Raw genomic sequence first — 17,572 nt, 5'->3', positions numbered from 1 at the left:
ACACTACTTTCTAAAAAGTAATATTGACTTTAATTATAACTTTATAAACAACTCTTTATAAAATTTTTAGGGGGTTTTTATAGTTCTTCCTATTTTTACATTCTGAAAAAAAGACAATTATGACGAATACAAAACCAGAACGTATAAAATGTTTAATCATTGGCTCGGGTCCTGCAGGATATACCGCGGCCATTTATGCTGCGAGAGCCGATATGAAACCTGTAATGTACACCGGAATGGAGCCGGGCGGACAGTTAACTACTACTACAGAAGTAGATAATTTTCCGGGTTATCCTGAAGGAATTGACGGACCAACAATGATGGTGCAATTACAAAAACAAGCAGAGCGTTTTGGAACCGAAGTCCGAATAGGAATGGTAACCGAAGTTGAATTTAGCAAAGAAGTTGGCGGAATTCATAAAGCTTGTGTAGATAATAAAACCTGGGTAGAAGCTGAAACAGTTATTATATCTACCGGGGCAACGGCAAAATATTTAGGATTGCCAAGTGAACAACGTTTACGTGGCGGTGGCGTTTCGGCTTGTGCGGTTTGCGATGGTTTTTTCTATAAAAACCAGAAAGTAGCGATTGTTGGTGGTGGCGATACCGCTGCAGAAGAAGCGACTTATTTAGCTAACATTTGTGAGAAAGTAACAATGTTGGTCCGTAAAGATGAAATGCGCGCATCAAAAGCAATGCAACATCGTGTAACCAGTACAAAAAATATTGATTTACGTTATAATACTGAAGTAGAAGAAGTACTTGGTGAACAAGTAGTTGAAGGTTTACGCATGGTAAATAACGAAACCGGTGAAAAAGAAGATATTGAAATTACAGGTCTTTTTATCGCGATTGGTCATAAACCTAATACCGAAATTTTTAAAGGAGAATTAGATATGGATGATACCGGATATTTAATTACCAAAGGAAAAAGTACCAAAACAAATATTCCGGGAGTTTTTGCTAGCGGAGATGTTCAAGATAAAGAATATCGCCAAGCAGTAACTGCAGCAGGAACCGGTTGTATGGCCGCACTTGATGCTGAACGTTATTTAGCGACAGTTGAAAGTGAGGAAGAAGAAAAAACTGAAGAAGTTTCAGCTTAAAAAGCTTCAAAATTCAAACAATAAAAGCTGTCCTAAGACAGCTTTTATTGTTTTATAAATTCATAATATTCGATAAAAAAGTGTTCTAAAGCGAGCATTTTTTTATTGAAAAATTGAAATACTTCTGGCCAACTTTTCTTGTTATGAATGGTCACATTTTCTAAGGGAAGATAAATATTTGCAATTATTTTACCGGATTCAGTTTCAAAAGTAGGATCGAAAATAAAATTTTTGTCAACTTCAGTTAAAAGTAAATTTTTTAGACTTTCAAACTTTTCAAAATAATATTCTTTAATCAATTCATCTTCGGTGTCAATTATAATTCCGACGCTTGCTTTTTTAGTATCGAAATGAAATTTCAGGTTAATTTCTTTTATTTTGGTATCGTATAAAATCCATTTTTTTAGGCTTTGTTTTCCGAAAGTTGTCCAAAATTCTTTCCTGATTTGTTTCGATTCTTCTCTGCTGAACATTTTATAAAAAATATGCGATTGCAATTCCTACCACAATCGAAATGGTTTTTGAAAAGCTAAATTGATGATTTTTGGAAGATTCGAATAAAATAGTAGTAGAAACATGTAGAAAAATACCGATGACTAAAGCATGAACGTAATTTTCTATTTCAGCTAACACAGCAAAATGTTGATGAAGTAAACTTCCTAAAGGCGTCATTAGCGCGAATAAAATCAGAAAAAATAATATTTTTCCTTTGCTAAGGTTTGACGTCAACAAAAAGGAAGAAATTATAATAGCGACCGGGATTTTATGAACGACTACGCCATATAAAAGATGATGATTCGTGTGAATTGGGTAACCTTCAATTAACGCGTGAATGCACAAACTAACAAACAACAAATAGGGGAAAGTGGTTTTACTTTTATCATGATGTAAATGCCCGTGTTCGGCTCCCTTCGATAGAAATTCTAAGAAAACTTGCAATAAAATCCCTACCATTATGAGCAAGCCAATACTTTTTGAATAATCGATGTAAACTTTTGGCAAAAATTCAAAAATGGTGATCGATAATAAAAAAGCGCCACTAAATGATAATAAAAGCTGAATTGCGTTTTTTTCAACTTTACTGAATTGAGCAATAGCAAAACCGATAATGACTGCTAAAATGGGTAAAAGAATGTTCATTCGCTTTTCCTCGAAATTAAAAAATTAGTTTTTTAAACTACGAAATTTTGTTTTGGTAATTATTGAAAAATTAAAATTAACCGCTCAGATTTTTCAACATTAAACTCGTGAAGATGGTAATCGCCAAAAGTATATTTTAATTCAATATTCGCTTTTTCAAAATATTTTTTAAAATCTTCTAAATGCAAGGCTTTTACACGCTCAATAAATTCATGATTTTCGCCTTCATCTTCAAACTCAATTTTTTTAAATATAAAACCGTTTTCTACCCAACGCGAAATATGAAAATCGATTCCTTTTACGGTTTTAGTTTCTTCGGGAACCAAGTCTGCAATTACTTTCTCCACATTCATAAAATCGATTACGCCGTAACCATTCGGTTTTAAGTTCGCTTTTATCGCTTGTATGGTTTTTAAATTGCTTTCTTCTTTTTCAAAATAGCCAAAACTTGTAAAAAGATTAAAAACCGCATCAAAATTTTCATGGTAAGGTTCGCACATATCGTGAACTTCAAAATGCAAACCCGGTTTTTCTTGCTTTTTTGCCTTTTCAATACTATTTTTTGAAAGATCGACGCCGGTTACGGTATACCCTAATTTATTCAAATAAATAGAATGGCGACCTTTTCCGCAGGCAAGATCTAATATTTTTGCTTCTTTTTTTAGCTGAAGAAAATCTACCAACTGACGCATAAAATCTTGCGCTTCTTGGTATCCTCGATCTTTATATAAAATATGGTAATAATCGGTATCGAACCACGATGCGTACCAATTTGTGTCAAGCTTTGTCATAGGCCGCAAAATTAATGTATTTTTGCCGGAAGAGAACTTTTTACTATGGGAAATAATTATAAAATGATTGCCAAAACCTTATATGGTTTTGAATCGATATTAGCCAATGAATTGCGAAATCTAGGCGCGATAGATGTTAAAGAAGGCGTTAGAAATGTAAGTTTTTTTGGCGATATCGGGTTTATGTACAAAGCAAATTTAAGTTTACGTACGGCAATTAGAATCCTAAAACCCATTAGAAGTTTTAAAATTACTTCTGAAGAAGATCTATATAAGAAAATGTACGCGATCGATTGGACAGAATTTTTAGATGCTAAAGGTTCGCTGGCGATCGATGCGACGGTTCATTCACGTCAATTTACCCACAGTAAATATATTGCCTTAAAAAGTAAAGATGCTATTGTCGATAAATTTAGAAATACCGAAGGTTTTCGCCCAAGTATCGATTTAGATCATCCAGATTTACGCTTAAATATTCATATTGAAGAAAATTCTTGTACCGTTTCCTTAGATAGTTCGGGACAATCTTTACATAAACGTGGCTATAAAAGCGCGACGAATATTGCACCGATTAATGAAGTTTTGGCTGCCGGAATGTTGTTGTTATCGGGTTGGGACGGAAGAACAGATTTTATGGATCCAATGTGTGGAAGTGGAACTATTTTAATTGAAGCGGCGATGATTGCTTGTAATATTCCGCCAAACTTGAATAAAAAAGAATTTGGGTTTGAAAAATGGAAAGATTGGGATGTTGAATTATTCGAGAAAATTGAAGAATCGTGTTTAAATAAAATTAGAGGATTCGAGCATAAAATAATCGGTTTCGATAAAGCTTCTTCCGCAGTTTATAAAGCAAAAGATAATATTGAAAATGCCAACCTTTCTGAATTTATTTCTATTGAACAACAAGATTTTTTTAGAAGTAGCAAACCAGTAGAAGGGAAGTTGCATATGCTTTTTAATCCTCCATATGGCGAACGATTAGAATTGCTGAATTTACCGAAGTTTTACAAAAGTATTGGCGATACATTAAAACAATCGTACCCAAATACAGAAGCTTGGTTTATTGTTTCGAACCTAGAAGCAATTAAAAATGTAGAATTACGTCCGTCAAGAAAAATTAAATTATACAACGGAAGTTTAGAGTCACGTTTATTGAAATATGAAATTTACGAAGGAACTAAAAAAGTGCACAAAAAGCGTTAGTTATCTTCAGTAGAAATCATTTCTTCTTTTTTCTTAGGTGCTTTTTTAAAAAACGGAATTAAATAAGAAATTGAATATCCCCAACCAACGCCAAAATCGCTGTTATCATACGTTCGGTGAAAACCCGGAATGTAGAGATTTGCGAAATTTGTAGGCGAAGGTCCGCCAAAGGAACGTTTCAATTGCGCGTGAATTGCTAGAAAAACATTTGGGAGCACTTCAGCTTTTATACCAAGTTGTAATTCTACCCAGCTGTGTGTTAAACCACCAAATTCTGTTTCGGGTGTTCTAATTTCTCGATCAAAATAACCATCGGTTGTGTAAACTTTGTAGCGATGTAGTGTTTGTGTAAAACTTGCAAAACCATAACGTAAACCTGCGTAAAGTTCATTTTGCATATCTAACCAATTGGTGTACGTGTTATAATTAGCACCGATTTTTATGTAAGTTCCGTTGGTAGTTACATCTAAATAAGGCTCGGTGTACGAATAATCTTCGCCACCAATTTCTCCCGCAACATAATAATTCTTATAAATTCGGTAATCGCCATTAATCTCGAAACCGGAATAATCTTCATCTAATAAAGAGCGAATAGGTTTTGCTAAATCTAACCCGACGCGCAACCCATAGGTTTCTTTAATTGAAAGCGAATCTGGACTGTTCAACGTTTGTATTTGAGCAGCGCCGGCAGTTGCCAAAAGCAAAAAAATACTAGTGGTAAATATATACGTGTACAACGTTTTCATTAACTATATCGGTTTCTTCAACAATAATATTTTCAATCCAATCGGCGTTTGGGTCGTTAGAAATTAAATTCGCTTCTAATTGATAAAATTCAGTTTTATAGTTACAAGCGCGACTTACATAAATTTCATCGGTGGCGTAAGAAAATTGAATTTGATCGCGGTTTCGTTCAGGATTACTCGCTCCGTTTGCAGAAAGTTCACTGTTAATGGTAAAATAATAATTCGTGAAATTTTGATCATTCCGAAGTGGAATAACAGCGACTGTATCGGTCACCGGTTCATCAAAATAAAAATCGGGTTTACTTTCTTCGCGGACATTAAAATTAGTTACTGCTTTGTTTAACGCAGGATTTTCAATATCTCGAAAACTAATTACCAAATTAGGCGTGGTTTGCGTTGCGTCGGGACAAATATCGTCACGTTGACAACTTCCGCCTAAAAAAATACAAAGCAGTATGATTAAATATTTTTTCATTTTCTTAATTCTAAACGAACTACATTTTCTACGTGATGCGTTTGTGGAAACATATCTACCGGTTGTACTTTGGTAACTTTATAATGCTCATCTAGCAAGGCTAAATCTCTTGCTTGCGTGGCAGAATTACAACTTACATAAACAATTCTTTCTGGCAAAATACGAATAATTTGTGCAACCACGTCTTTGTGCATTCCATCACGCGGCGGATCGGTAATAATTACATCTGGATGACCGTGTTTTTCGATAAATTTTTGCGTGAAAACTTTTTTCATATCGCCGGCAAAAAACTCCGTATTTTCAATATTGTTATATTCGGCGTTTTTCTTAGCATCTTCAATTGCTTCAGGAACAGCTTCAACGCCAATTACTTTTTTAGCTTGTTTGGCGACAAATTGCGCGATAGTTCCGGTTCCGGTGTATAAATCGTAGACTAATTCTTCGCCGGTTAATTCAGCAAAATTTCTGGTTATTTTATATAATTCGTATGCTTGCGCAGAATTGGTTTGGTAAAAAGATTTGGCGTTTATTTTAAATTTTAAGCCTTCCATTTCTTCAAAAATATGATCGCGTCCTTTGTAGCAAATCACATCTTGATCGTAAATTGTGTCGTTTCCTTTTTCATTTACGACATATTGTAACGAAGTAATTTCTGGAAAACGTTCAGCAACAAAATCTAATAGCAATTCTCGTTTCGCTTTGTCTTCATAGAAAAACTGAATCAACACCATAATTTCTCCCGTAGAAGAGGTACGAATCATTAACGTTCTTAGTAAACCTTCTTGATTTCGAGCATTAAAAAACGGAATATCATTTTTGGTAGCAAAATCACGAACTTCATTTCTAATCGCGTTACTCGGATCTTCCTGTAAATGACATTTTTTGATGTTCAAAATTTTGTCCCACATTCCGGGAATATGAAAACCTAGGGCGTTTTTATCTTTAATTTCTTCACCGCTGTTAATCTCATTTAAGGTCAGCCAGCGACTGTCACTAAAGGAAAATTCCATTTTATTTCGGTAAAAATAAATGTCTTCACTTCCTAAAATTGGTGTAGTTTCCGGCAATTCTATTTTTCCTAAACGCTTCAGATTATTTTCAATTTCATCTTGTTTATACTGAAGTTGATATTTATAATCCATATTTTGCCATTTGCAACCTCCACAAGTTCCAAAATGTTGGCAAACCGGTTCGGTTCGTTTATCTGAATAGCTCACAAAATTTACTGCCGAACCTTTGTAATATGATTTTCTTTTCTGAAAAGTTTGAATATCAGCTACATCACCAGGAACCGCGTTATCTACAAAAATTACGCGTCCATCGGGAGCAGTTGCAATCGCTTTTCCTTTTGCACCGGCTCCGGTTATTTCGATCGCCTCGAAGCGTTTCTTTTTATTTTTTCTTGCCATAGCGCAAAAGTAACAAGATTTATGAATCTGAAGTTTAGAATCTATCAAACATTTCTTATTTTGCAGGCTAAATAGTTTGCGGATGATTTCTCTCCCTTAAGAAGGAATCGATCATGTTAAATTGAAAAAGAAAAAACAACAAATGTCAGTACCAGCAATTAAATCTTCGGAAGAAGCAATTAAAATAGAAGAAAAATACGGAGCGCATAATTACCATCCGCTACCTGCAGTTTTAAGCAAAGGCGAAGGAGTTTTTATGTGGGATGTGGAAGGAAAAAAATATTACGATTTTCTCGCAGCCTATTCTGCCGTAAACCAAGGTCATTGTCATCCCAAAATTGTAGATGCGATGATCGATCAAGCAAAAACTTTAAGCTTGACTTCTCGTGCTTTTTACAACGATATTTTAGGAAAATACGAAAAATTTGCTACTGAATATTTTGGTTTCGATAAGCTTTTACCAATGAATACCGGAGCAGAAGCCGTAGAAACTGCAATTAAAATTTGTAGAAAATGGGCGTACGAACGCAAAGGAATTCCTGAAACAGAAGCACAAATTATTGTAGCTGAAAATAATTTCCACGGAAGAACAACGACCATTATTTCATTTAGTAATGATGAAGGAGCGCGTAAAAATTTTGGTCCTTATACGCCAGGATTTATTAAAATTCCTTACGATGACACCGAAGCTTTACAAAAAGTTTTAGAAGAGAATAAAAATGTAGCTGGATTTTTAGTGGAGCCAATTCAAGGGGAAGCCGGCGTTTATGTGCCAACTGAAGGATATTTACGTAAGGCAAAAGAATTATGTAAAAAGCATAATGTACTTTTTATTGCTGATGAAATTCAATCTGGAATTGCAAGAACCGGTAAATTATTGGCGGTAGATCATGAAGATGTAAAACCTGATATGATTACCTTAGGAAAAGCTTTATCTGGCGGTGTTTATCCCGTTTCTGCGGTTTTGGCAAATGATGAGGTAATGAATGTAATTCAACCGGGACAACACGGTTCTACTTTTGGAGGAAATCCTGTTGCCGGTGCGGTAGCGATTGCAGCTTTAGAAGTAATTCGCGATGAAAAATTAGCGGAGAACTCTATGAAAATGGGAGAAATCTTCAGAAAAGAGCTTAATAAATATATCGAGAATTCTTCCGTTGTTCATAAAGTTCGCGGAAAAGGATTAATGAACGCGATTTTAATTAATGATTCTGAAGACAGCTCGACTGCTTGGGATATTTGTATGGCTTTAAAAGAAAACGGATTATTGGCAAAACCAACTCACGGAAATATTATTCGTTTTACACCGCCATTAGTAATTACTGAAGAGCAAATTATGGATTGTGTTTCTATTATCACAAAAACATTAGACCAATTTGAAGGGAAAATGTAATTAGAAAAAATTGCTAATTAAAAAAAGCCGATGAGAAATCATCGGCTTTTTTAGTTCAAAAGTTCAAAAGTTCAAAAGTTCAAAAGTTCAAAAGTTCAAAAGTTCAAAAGTTCAAAAGTTCAAAAGTTCAAAAGTTCAAAAGTTCAAAAGTTCAAAAAATTATTCGGGAAATGTGACACTTTCATAAGCGCCGGCATCGGGATTATTTCCGCGTGGTTTTCCTAGAATATCAACTTGGGTTGATGTGGAAGGATTCGCTAAACCATTTGCGGGAGATTCTTCGCTGATAAAAAGTTCGTTTTCTTCTGTGTTTAAGAAAAGTGGTTCTTCATTTAAAACTATATTTTCAAACACAGAAGTATCCTCGAAATTGTACAACGGATTGTCGGTAAACTGATTTTGAAAATCATTAAAACGAATTAAGCAATTTTCAAATTTGTAGTTGAAAGCGGCATCATCAACTTTATTAAAAAGAAGTTCTAAATTTTCGTTTCCGTAGATAATGCAGTTGTTAAAATTGGCTTCAGTTAAATCGGCAACAAATAAAGTTTCTGCAGTTTCTAAATTATTTTCAATTAAAACGGATGGGAAATTTCTAAAGCCATTTCGCCAATAATTTGCAAAGGTGCAATTGGTGAAATTATATTTTCCGCCAAGCGAAAGATTTAAAGAAGCTTGTCCGCTATTATTAATGGCTAAATTTTCACCTACAACATTTCCTGTTCTTGCTAATAAGCCAACGTTTGAACTGTTATAAATCTGCGTGTTTTTTACCGTTAGAGTCGGGTTGTTGGTTCCATCGTTTGAATCCATTAAAATACCGACGGTTGCGTTTTTAATTGTCGCGTGATTTATCGTGTTATTTGTACTTCCATCGGTTAACCAAATGGCAAACCATTGTCCGGGAACATCGCTAAAATCGGGTTCTAACCGGTCACCTTCAAAAATAACTTCATTTTCAAGATTTTCAGTAGAACTTACTTCGCCATTTACTTGTAATGAAGCATTTTCAGCCACTATAATTCCGCTTTCTTGGTGAAAATGAATTCTTGCTCCTGCATCGATTGTTAATGTTTTTCCTGATGGAACTGCGGCTAAACCGTAAATAACGTAAGGTTTTTCACTGGTAAAATTCAGTTCTGTATCGTCTAAGAAAAATCCTTTTTCGGTAATTGGATTTCCTTCTTCATCGTAACCGAAAATTAATTCTTCGGTTGTTCCGTCATCAAATAATTCAGGATAAAGAAAAACCGCATCTTGAACTAAAGTGACCAATTCTACTTTTTGTTGATTGCTTCCGCTGTCAAATTCAATAGCGTCGGTATATAAAAATTCGGTTGCTGATGAGGTTAATTCTTCAATGTTATTGGTGGTTTCAACGAAAATATAAATACTGTCTTTGGCTAAAATGTCGATATTTTCAAAACTTTTACCAGGAATTCCATCTACATTTAGTCTGTAATTAGAAGATTCGCCGCGACCTAATTTTATGGTTGGAATGGTAATATCTTCATTGCTTCGGTTGTGAACGGTAAGGTTATACGTGCTTGAACCAATATTTGTAAAAACCGTATCAAGGTAAACTGTATCTTTTGAAAATTCTAGGTTTCCGCTACTGGGTTCGGTTTCAAAATCTTTTCGGCAAGAGCTTAAAAAAAATATTACACCGACCGATAGAAAGACAAATAGGTATTTCATAAAATTATTTTTCTACAATTTCAACTTCAAAAAGTTTATCCCAGTGTTTACCGGTAACAAATAATTTCTGAGTTTTTTTATTAAAAGCAATTCCGTTTAAAACATCGTCTCTATTATCTAAAAGCGAATTATTGCCTAATTCTTTTCGTAAACCTCTAAAATCGATTAAACCTTCAATTGCACCGGTTTCAGGATTTATAATTGCAATTCCATCTTTTTGCCACGTGTTCGCATAAATTTTTCCGTTTACCCATTCTAATTCATTAAATTTTGTGGAAAGTGATTTGTGGGTTACGGGTTGAATATAGGCTTGTTCCTGAATAGTTTCTGGATCTAAAATCCAAATTTTTTCGGTTCCATCACTTTTATAGAGATTTTTTCCATTATTACATAAACCCCAACCTTCTTTACTGTTCGCATAAGCAAACGATTGAAGTTTCTCTAAGGTATTAACGTCGTAAATGAAGCCTTTATTACTTTTCCAAGTAAGTTGATAAATTTTATCGTTTAAAATGGTAATTCCTTCTCCAAAATAACGCTTCTCTAAATCGATTTGCTTTAAAACTTTTCCGTTTTTATAATCAATTTTTCTAAGAGAAGATTCGCCATTTCTTCCGGTTCCTTCGTAAAGCGTATCATTGTAAAATTCTAAACCTTGTGTAAATGCAGCAGGATCGTGCGGATAAGTATTTATTATTTTATAACCGAAAACTTTGGGTGAAGTAGCAGCGTGTAAAATTATTTCTTTCTCGACAGTAGTTTTATTTCCTTCATTATAAATGGTAGCGTTTAATTGATTTCTACCAAGCGGTTTTTCTAAACTTATATTTTTTGAAGTAAGTTCTGTTGAAGTGTTGAAAATTTTACCTGCGTAAGAATATTGAATGGAGTCTACTTTATCTTTTTTGATTCCTTTTAATTGAATTGAAAAAGGTTTTTTTGCTTGAATATTCTCTCCCTCACTAGAAATATGGATAGAATAATTATTTTTTTTTGAAGAATTTTCGTCACCACACGAAATTAAAGTCGCACCCAAAATAAAGAGCGCCAATAAGTTATAAAATTTCATTTTTCATTCAGTTTTATGCGATGCTAATTTAGGGAATTCCCATTAAAAAAAGCTTGTAAAAAAAGAATAACATTGTATATTTGCAGCGGCAAGTCCCACACAACCAGCTCCTGTTGAATTCCCCCAGGGCGGGAACGCAGCAAGGGTAAACGGTCGTAGCGGTGTGATGTGGGTAGCTTGCCTTTTTTTGTTTTTATACTTTTCTGTATTTAAAAATTTCATCCCGATAATCTTTTTTCAGCTTTCTTAGAAATAGTCGATATTTGCGACTTAATTAATTCTCTATATGTCGAAAGTTGTATTAATTACAGGAGCTTCTTCTGGAATAGGAAAATCTATTGCACATTATTTAATTGAAAAAGGATACATTGTTTATGGTACAAGTAGAAATCCGAGAGAAAAAGTAGTAAATGGTATCAATTTCGTGGCGTTAGATGTCACGAAAACAGAAACCATTCAACAAGCGGTAAAAGAAATTGCTGAAAAAGAAGGTAAAATAGATTTTTTAATCAACAACGCGGGAATGGGAATTACCGGACCAATTGAAGAAACACCCGATGATGAAATTAAGCGCATTTTCGATACCAATTATTTTGGGGTCATAAAAGTTATAAAAGCCGTTTTACCGATAATGCGAAAAAACAACGGCGGTTTTATAATAAATATTACCTCTATTGCTGGTTATATGGGGTTACCGTTCCGCGGAATTTATTCAGCAACAAAAGGAGCGTTGGAATTAACTACCGAAGCTTTCCGAATGGAATTGAAAGATTTCAATATTAAAATGACAAATATTGCACCGGGAGATTTTGCCACTAATATTGCCGCAGGTCGTTATCATTCGCCTATCATCAAAAATTCTCCTTACGAGAAAAAATATAAAAGTACTTTAGATTTAATGGATAAACATGTTGATAAAGGAAAAGATCCTCTTATTATGGCAGAAAAAGTTTATGCCGTAATGCAAGAGAAAAATCCAACAATTCATTATAAAGTAGGAGAGTTTATTCAGAAATTTTCGATTGCCTTAAAACACATTTTACCCGATAAAGTTTATGAAAAAATGTTGATGAAACATTATAAACTGTAATTTTGTAAAACAACTAATTTAAAAGAAATTCCATGAAATTTTTTATTGATACCGCAAATTTAGACCAAATTAAAGAAGCACAAGATTTAGGTGTTTTAGACGGCGTAACTACCAATCCGTCGTTAATGGCGAAAGAAGGAATTACCGGAAAGGAAAACATCATAAATCATTACAAAAAAATCTGTGAGATTGTAGATGGCGATGTGAGTGCTGAAGTAATCGCGACAACTTTCGATGAAATCGTAAAAGAAGGTGAGGAACTTGCAAAATTACACGAACAAATAATTGTAAAAGTTCCAATGATTAAAGACGGAATCAAAGCCATTAAATATTTTAGCGATAATGGAATTAAAACCAATTGTACCTTAGTTTTTTCTGCCGGGCAAGCACTTTTAGCTGCAAAAGCCGGAGCAACTTATGTTTCACCGTTTATTGGTAGATTAGATGATATTTCTACAGATGGATTAAATCTTATCGCTGAAATAAGACATATTTATGATAATTATGGTTTTGAAACTGAAATTTTAGCGGCTTCGGTAAGACACACAATGCACGTGATCGATTGTGCAAAAATTGGCGCCGATGTAATGACAGGACCATTAAGTTCTATCGAAGGTTTATTAAAACATCCGCTTACCGATATTGGTTTAGAAAAATTCTTAGCAGATTATAAAAAAGGAAATCAATAATATTTTTTCTGAAAATAATTCAAAAAAGAGCCTTGTAAATTTTACAGGGCTTTTTTATTGGTTTAAAAATTCCAATATTTTTTGCTCTAAATCGGGACTATCCAGTTGAACTTGTCCGTAAGTTATTTTGCTGTCACGATTAATGAAGAAGGTTCGGTTTAAGTAATTTCTAAAGTAAGAATTTTTAATTCCGCGATCACGAATTTGGTATTCAAAATTGGTATTGTAACCGTAATTTTCTATAGCTTTTAACCAAATAGTGGGTTCCCCTTGATCAAGATTCATACCTATAAAATCTATTTCAGGATAGCGATTTCGTAATTCATTTACAATTTTGTGTTGTAATTTATGATGCGTAGTCGAATAAACTGACCACGTAAAAATAATGGTAGGTCTTTTTATAATATCGCCAATTTCAATTTTATCTAATTTCGAGTTTAAAATCTTTTTATCGGCAACGCTGTTTCCTACAAAATAGGCTTGTTGTATTTCAGCAAGATTAGTTAATTCAGTATATAAATCTTTAGGTAAATTAAATTGTTTTAGTAATTCTACCGTAGAATCTATTTGCGCCTTATTTTCAGAATAAATAATTTCTTTTCTTCCAAATCGACCAATAAAACGATATTTTAATTGAGCCAAAGTGAAAATAGAATCGGCAATTTTTAAGCGGCGTTCTAAATTATTTACATTGTTTAAACTGAAACAATCGCGATTTGCCTTATTATTTATGCAATATTCTATACTTCTGTTTTTTAAGTAATTATCTAAGAAACGCTGGTAGATATAATGCGATTGTAATTCTTTATCATTAAAATTTACTTTTTTGCGGTAATCAAAAAAATCTTCAGGAAATTCATTTCGGTAATCTTTTAAATATTTATTGACTAAAAAAGAATACCGTTCTCGCAAATCGTAAAATTCGTAGTCAATCGTTTTATGGGCAAGTTCTATAAATTCATCAGAAAAATCATATTTATCTTCTAGCGTAGCTAAACGTTCGTCCCGTATTTTTTTTATAGAATCTGTTTTTTTGGCAAATTCTTCCGGTTTAATTTTATAATAGGAAAAAATGAGGTCGTTATTTTTCTCATTCAGTAAATACATTTCCATTAAAAAATTATTCTTTCCTGAACCTTCTGCACTATACATTATCGACTCATCAAATTCAACTGTATTTACCCGAACCATTAAACTATCGCCTTTTTCAATATAAAATAATTGACTCTCAGGCGCGTGTTTAAAAGTAAATAAGCCATGATGTTTTTCAGGGAAATCGTAACTAAAATTATTTTCTTCGTCTAAATAAACTGTGTCTAGAATTTTGTCATCTTTAGCAATAGTAATGTAATCTTCTACTGGATTTACCACTTGGCCGCCAAAAAAAGTATTGTCGTGCTTAGGTTCATCTTCACAAGCTACTAAAACAAGTAAGCAAGATAAAAATAGAAAAGGTAAATTTTTATTCATACGATTGAAAGTCAAACGTTTGGTGTTTTATGAAAGTTTCATAACGTCACAAATATAGCCGAAGCCCGTGCTGAGCGCTGTTAATTACTCGTTAAAACAAAAAGATGAAAAGTTAATGTTTCTTTGAATCAGTTTATTTCCATACTTTTGCAGAAATTTTAAGGACAACTATGTTATCAGTATCTAATCTATCTGTTCAATTCGGGAAACGTGTACTTTTTGATGAGGTAAATACTACCTTTACACAAGGAAATTGCTACGGAATTATTGGCGCCAATGGAGCCGGAAAATCTACTTTTTTAAAAATTCTCTCCGGTAAAATCGACCCGACTTCCGGAAATGTACATTTAGAACCCGGAAAACGTATGTCGGTTTTAGAGCAAAACCACAATGTTTACGATGAATATCCGGTTTTGGAAACTGTTTTGCGTGGTAACAAACCATTTTTTGAAGTAAAATCTGAAATGGACGCTTTATATGCAGACTATTCAGATGAAAATGCCGATAGAATAGGAGAGTTGCAAGTTATTTTTGAAGAAATGAACGGTTGGAATGCCGAGAGCGACGCCGCTTCTTTACTTTCAAACTTAGGAATAAAAGAAGATTTGCATTATTCGTTAATGAAAGATCTTGACGGTAAGCAAAAAGTTCGTGTATTATTGGCGCAAGCGTTATTCGGAAATCCAGATGTACTTATTATGGATGAGCCAACCAACGATTTGGATTACGAAACCATTTCTTGGTTAGAGCATTTTTTAGCCAATTATGATAATACGGTAATTGTAGTTTCGCACGACCGTCACTTTTTAGATGCCGTTTGTACGCATATTTCTGATATCGATTTTGGAAAAATTAATCATTTCAGCGGAAATTATTCCTTCTGGTATGAATCTTCCCAATTAGCCGCAAGACAACGCGCGCAACAAAACAAGAAAGCAGAAGAGAAAAAGAAAGAATTACAAGAATTTATTCAACGTTTTAGCGCCAACGTAGCAAAATCTAAACAAGCTACTTCACGTAAAAAAATGATTGATAAATTAAATATTGAAGAAATAAAACCTTCAAGCAGAAGATATCCTGCCATCATTTTTGAACGGGAACGCGAAGCCGGAGACCAAATTTTAAACGTCGAAAATTTAGCCGCTTCTTTAGATGGCGATACACTTTTTAGCAATATTAATTTAAATTTAGCGAAAGGTGATAAAGTAGTCGTTTTCTCAAGAGATTCTCGAGCAACAACCGCCTTCTATGAAATCATTAACGGAAAACAAGAAGCCAAAGAAGGAAAATACGATTGGGGAATCACTACAAGTCAGTCGTATTTACCGTTAGATAATTCCGATTATTTCGATAAAGATTTAACCTTGGTAGATTGGCTCCGTCAATGGGCAAAAACGGAAGAAGAACGCGAAGAAGTTTATATTCGAGGTTTCTTAGGAAAAATGCTTTTTAGCGGAGAAGACGCTTTAAAAACTGCTGAAGTACTTTCTGGTGGAGAAAAAGTACGTTGCATGTTAAGTAGAATGATGATGCAGCGCGCTAACGTTTTAATGTTAGACGAACCCACAAACCATTTAGACTTAGAATCGATTACCGCTTTTAACAATTCACTTAAAAACTTTAAAGGAACGGTATTATTCACCACGCACGATCACGAATTCTCGCAAACCGTTGCCAATCGTGTTGTAGAATTAACTCCAAATGGCGTTATCGATCGTTATTTAAGTTTCGATGAATATATGAGCGATAAAAAAGTTAAAGAACAACGCGAAAAAATGTATGCCGTAAATGCGTAGGGCGTTTCCCTAACGGGTTGGGCTGTTCGCTATATCTTTTTTAAATTTTGCTCCCGCAGAAATTTAAAAAAGGATGTCGCTGCCATCCCTAACGCAAAAACAGCAAAGAAATAATAAAACCTTTCTAGGTAACTAGAAAGGTTTTTCTATTTTTAGGCTCAACTTTTTTCTCACTTATGAAGCAATTAAAAAAAGGAAGTAGAAAACTCTTAAACGCTTGGGCGTTTTACGATTGGGCAAATTCGGTTTATAGTTTAGTGATTTCTTCAGCAATATTTCCCATATTTTATGGCGCATTAACCATTGTAAAAGAAAACGGAAAAGTAGTTAGTGATACCGTAACTTTTTTAGGAATAGATTTTAATAACGATACGCTTATAAGTTATGTCACCGGACTCGCCTTTTTAGTCGTTTCATTTTTGAGTCCATTTTTAAGTGGAATTTCAGATTATATCGGCAATAAAAAAGCCTTTATGAAATTCTTTTGCTATATGGGTGCGATTGCTTGTATCGGACTTTTTTGGTTCAACCTAGAATTTCTTTGGTTCGGGTTGCTTTGCTATTTTTTGGCACTTATTGGTTTTTGGGGAAGTATTGTCTTTTACAATTCCTATTTACCCGATATCGCTTTTAAAGATCAGCAAGACAGAATTAGTGCAAAAGGTTATTCCTTAGGATATTTTGGAAGCGTAATTTTATTGGTCATTTGTTTAGTCATGATTCTTTTCTATAATAAATTTGGTTTTACCAGTGAAGAATTTCCCACGCGACTTTCGTTTATTTTAACCGGAATTTGGTGGATCGGCTTCAGTCAATACACTTATTATTATTTACCGAGAGGAAATCGAAAACAAAAACTTACCCGAAATGTTTTATTTAACGGCTTTAAAGAACTAAAAAAAATAGCCGAAAAAATAAAACATAATAAAAGCTTACGACGTTATCTATATGCTTTTTTTCTTTACAGTATGGCGGTACAAACTATTATGTTAATTGCTACTTATTTTGGAATTGAAGAACTAGATTGGGGAGACCAAGATTCAACTACCGGTTTAATAGTAAGCATTTTGCTTATTCAAATTGTAGCGGTTTTAGGCGCATTTTTAACCTCTAGAATTTCAGAAAAAGCAGGAAATATTAAAACTTTAATCGGAATAAATCTTATTTGGATTGCAGTTTGCATATTCGCTTATTTTATTACAACACCCGAAGAATTCTATATTGCCGCGGCAAGTGTTGGATTGGTAATGGGCGGAATTCAATCCCTTTCGCGTTCTACGTATTCAAAATTTATTCCCGATAAAGCTATCGATACAGCTTCCTATTTTAGTTTTTACGATGTTTCAGAAAAAATAGGAATTGTAATTGGAATGTTTTCTTACGGATTAGTAGCTCAACTTACCGGAAGCATTCGATATTCAATTTTATTTTTAATCGTTTTTTTTGTATTAGGAGTGGTGTTGTTGCTAAGAGTCCCAAAATCAAAATTTTAAA

General features: G+C 33.8%; 16 protein-coding genes and 1 other RNA gene. 8 read left to right on the top strand and 9 right to left on the bottom strand.

All coding sequences use genetic code 11. The annotated features are described in order from the left end of the window. Positions 1-119 precede the first annotated feature (119 nt). A complete protein-coding gene (gene trxB / locus ACFFGL_RS01600; protein WP_309727277.1) occupies positions 120-1,106 on the top strand; it encodes a thioredoxin-disulfide reductase in 987 nt (328 codons plus the stop codon). A 44-nt stretch (positions 1,107-1,150) separates the two neighbouring features. Here trxB and ACFFGL_RS01595 read toward each other — a convergent pair whose 3' ends face one another. The 3 genes from ACFFGL_RS01595 to ACFFGL_RS01585 are packed head-to-tail and all read right to left on the bottom strand — an operon-like array spanning position 1,151 to position 3,037. Beyond that, on the bottom strand, positions 1,151-1,579 hold the full coding sequence (locus tag ACFFGL_RS01595; protein WP_309727276.1) for a DUF4268 domain-containing protein: 429 nt from the start codon (positions 1,577-1,579) through the stop codon (positions 1,151-1,153). A gap of 1 nt (position 1,580) precedes the next feature. Next, positions 1,581-2,246: a ZIP family metal transporter gene (locus ACFFGL_RS01590; protein ID WP_309727275.1), complete on the bottom strand. Its 666-nt coding sequence runs from the start codon at positions 2,244-2,246 to the stop codon at positions 1,581-1,583. Between the two features lie 59 nt (positions 2,247-2,305). After that, positions 2,306-3,037 carry an SAM-dependent methyltransferase gene (locus ACFFGL_RS01585; RefSeq protein ID WP_309727274.1) on the bottom strand — a complete coding sequence of 244 codons (732 nt, stop codon included), beginning with the start codon at positions 3,035-3,037 and terminating at the stop codon, positions 2,306-2,308. 45 nt (positions 3,038-3,082) lie between these two features. On the opposite strand from ACFFGL_RS01585, the gene ACFFGL_RS01580 reads away from it, so the two are divergent. Continuing rightward, positions 3,083-4,243, top strand: a complete 1,161-nt coding sequence (locus ACFFGL_RS01580) for a THUMP domain-containing class I SAM-dependent RNA methyltransferase (RefSeq protein ID WP_309727273.1) — start codon at positions 3,083-3,085, stop codon at positions 4,241-4,243. Here the strand turns inward: ACFFGL_RS01580 and ACFFGL_RS01575 are convergent. From ACFFGL_RS01575 to rlmD, 3 genes are read right to left on the bottom strand one after another with little or no spacing between them, the layout of a single operon-like run. Then, complete coding sequence (locus tag ACFFGL_RS01575; protein WP_309727272.1) at positions 4,240-4,989, bottom strand: DUF6048 family protein; 750 nt, start codon at positions 4,987-4,989, stop codon at positions 4,240-4,242. The genes ACFFGL_RS01580 and ACFFGL_RS01575 overlap by 4 nt on opposite strands. Further along, entirely contained in the window at positions 4,955-5,464 is a 510-nt protein-coding gene (locus ACFFGL_RS01570; protein WP_309727271.1) for a DUF6452 family protein, read from the bottom strand. Before ACFFGL_RS01570 ends, ACFFGL_RS01575 begins: the two co-directional genes overlap by 35 nt. Continuing rightward, entirely contained in the window at positions 5,461-6,873 is a 1,413-nt protein-coding gene (rlmD, locus tag ACFFGL_RS01565; protein ID WP_309727270.1) for a 23S rRNA (uracil(1939)-C(5))-methyltransferase RlmD, read from the bottom strand. Before rlmD ends, ACFFGL_RS01570 begins: the two co-directional genes overlap by 4 nt. A gap of 142 nt (positions 6,874-7,015) precedes the next feature. On the opposite strand from rlmD, the gene rocD reads away from it, so the two are divergent. Further along, positions 7,016-8,266: an ornithine--oxo-acid transaminase gene (rocD, locus tag ACFFGL_RS01560; protein WP_309727269.1), complete on the top strand. Its 1,251-nt coding sequence runs from the start codon at positions 7,016-7,018 to the stop codon at positions 8,264-8,266. Between the two features lie 159 nt (positions 8,267-8,425). Here the strand turns inward: rocD and ACFFGL_RS01555 are convergent, their stop codons facing one another. Together ACFFGL_RS01555 and ACFFGL_RS01550 are read right to left on the bottom strand one after the other, a co-directional pair. Next, positions 8,426-9,964 (bottom strand): hypothetical protein, encoded by a 1,539-nt coding sequence (locus ACFFGL_RS01555; protein WP_309727268.1) that lies wholly within the window; start codon positions 9,962-9,964, stop codon positions 8,426-8,428. A 4-nt stretch (positions 9,965-9,968) separates the two neighbouring features. After that, a complete protein-coding gene (locus tag ACFFGL_RS01550; protein ID WP_309727267.1) occupies positions 9,969-11,033 on the bottom strand; it encodes a glutaminyl-peptide cyclotransferase in 1,065 nt (354 codons plus the stop codon). A gap of 86 nt (positions 11,034-11,119) precedes the next feature. On the opposite strand from ACFFGL_RS01550, the gene ffs reads away from it, so the two are divergent. From ffs to fsa, 3 genes are all read left to right on the top strand, one after another. After that, positions 11,120-11,219: signal recognition particle sRNA small type (gene ffs / locus ACFFGL_RS01545), an RNA gene on the top strand. 100 nt (positions 11,220-11,319) lie between these two features. Next, positions 11,320-12,123, top strand: coding sequence for an SDR family oxidoreductase (locus ACFFGL_RS01540; RefSeq protein ID WP_309727266.1), 804 nt, complete (start codon positions 11,320-11,322; stop codon positions 12,121-12,123). A 32-nt stretch (positions 12,124-12,155) separates the two neighbouring features. After that, on the top strand, positions 12,156-12,812 hold the full coding sequence (fsa, locus tag ACFFGL_RS01535; protein ID WP_309727265.1) for a fructose-6-phosphate aldolase: 657 nt from the start codon (positions 12,156-12,158) through the stop codon (positions 12,810-12,812). A 54-nt stretch (positions 12,813-12,866) separates the two neighbouring features. On the opposite strand, the gene ACFFGL_RS01530 is transcribed toward fsa, so the two are convergent. Further along, entirely contained in the window at positions 12,867-14,282 is a 1,416-nt protein-coding gene (locus tag ACFFGL_RS01530) for a TlpA family protein disulfide reductase (RefSeq protein WP_309727264.1), read from the bottom strand. A gap of 170 nt (positions 14,283-14,452) precedes the next feature. Here ACFFGL_RS01530 and ACFFGL_RS01525 point away from each other — a divergent pair, with 170 nt between their 5' ends. Both ACFFGL_RS01525 and ACFFGL_RS01520 read left to right on the top strand, forming a co-directional pair. Then, positions 14,453-16,078: an ABC-F family ATP-binding cassette domain-containing protein gene (locus ACFFGL_RS01525; RefSeq protein WP_309727263.1), complete on the top strand. Its 1,626-nt coding sequence runs from the start codon at positions 14,453-14,455 to the stop codon at positions 16,076-16,078. A 176-nt stretch (positions 16,079-16,254) separates the two neighbouring features. Then, a complete protein-coding gene (locus tag ACFFGL_RS01520; protein ID WP_309727262.1) occupies positions 16,255-17,571 on the top strand; it encodes an MFS transporter in 1,317 nt (438 codons plus the stop codon). The last annotated feature ends 1 nt before the right edge of the window (position 17,572 follow it).

Source organism: Mesonia maritima, from assembly GCF_042433895.1.
Classification (GTDB): Bacteria; Bacteroidota; Bacteroidia; order Flavobacteriales; family Flavobacteriaceae; genus Mesonia; species Mesonia maritima.
Note: the sequence above shows the minus strand (reverse complement) of the source record. Positions and strands in the feature narration are given on the sequence as shown.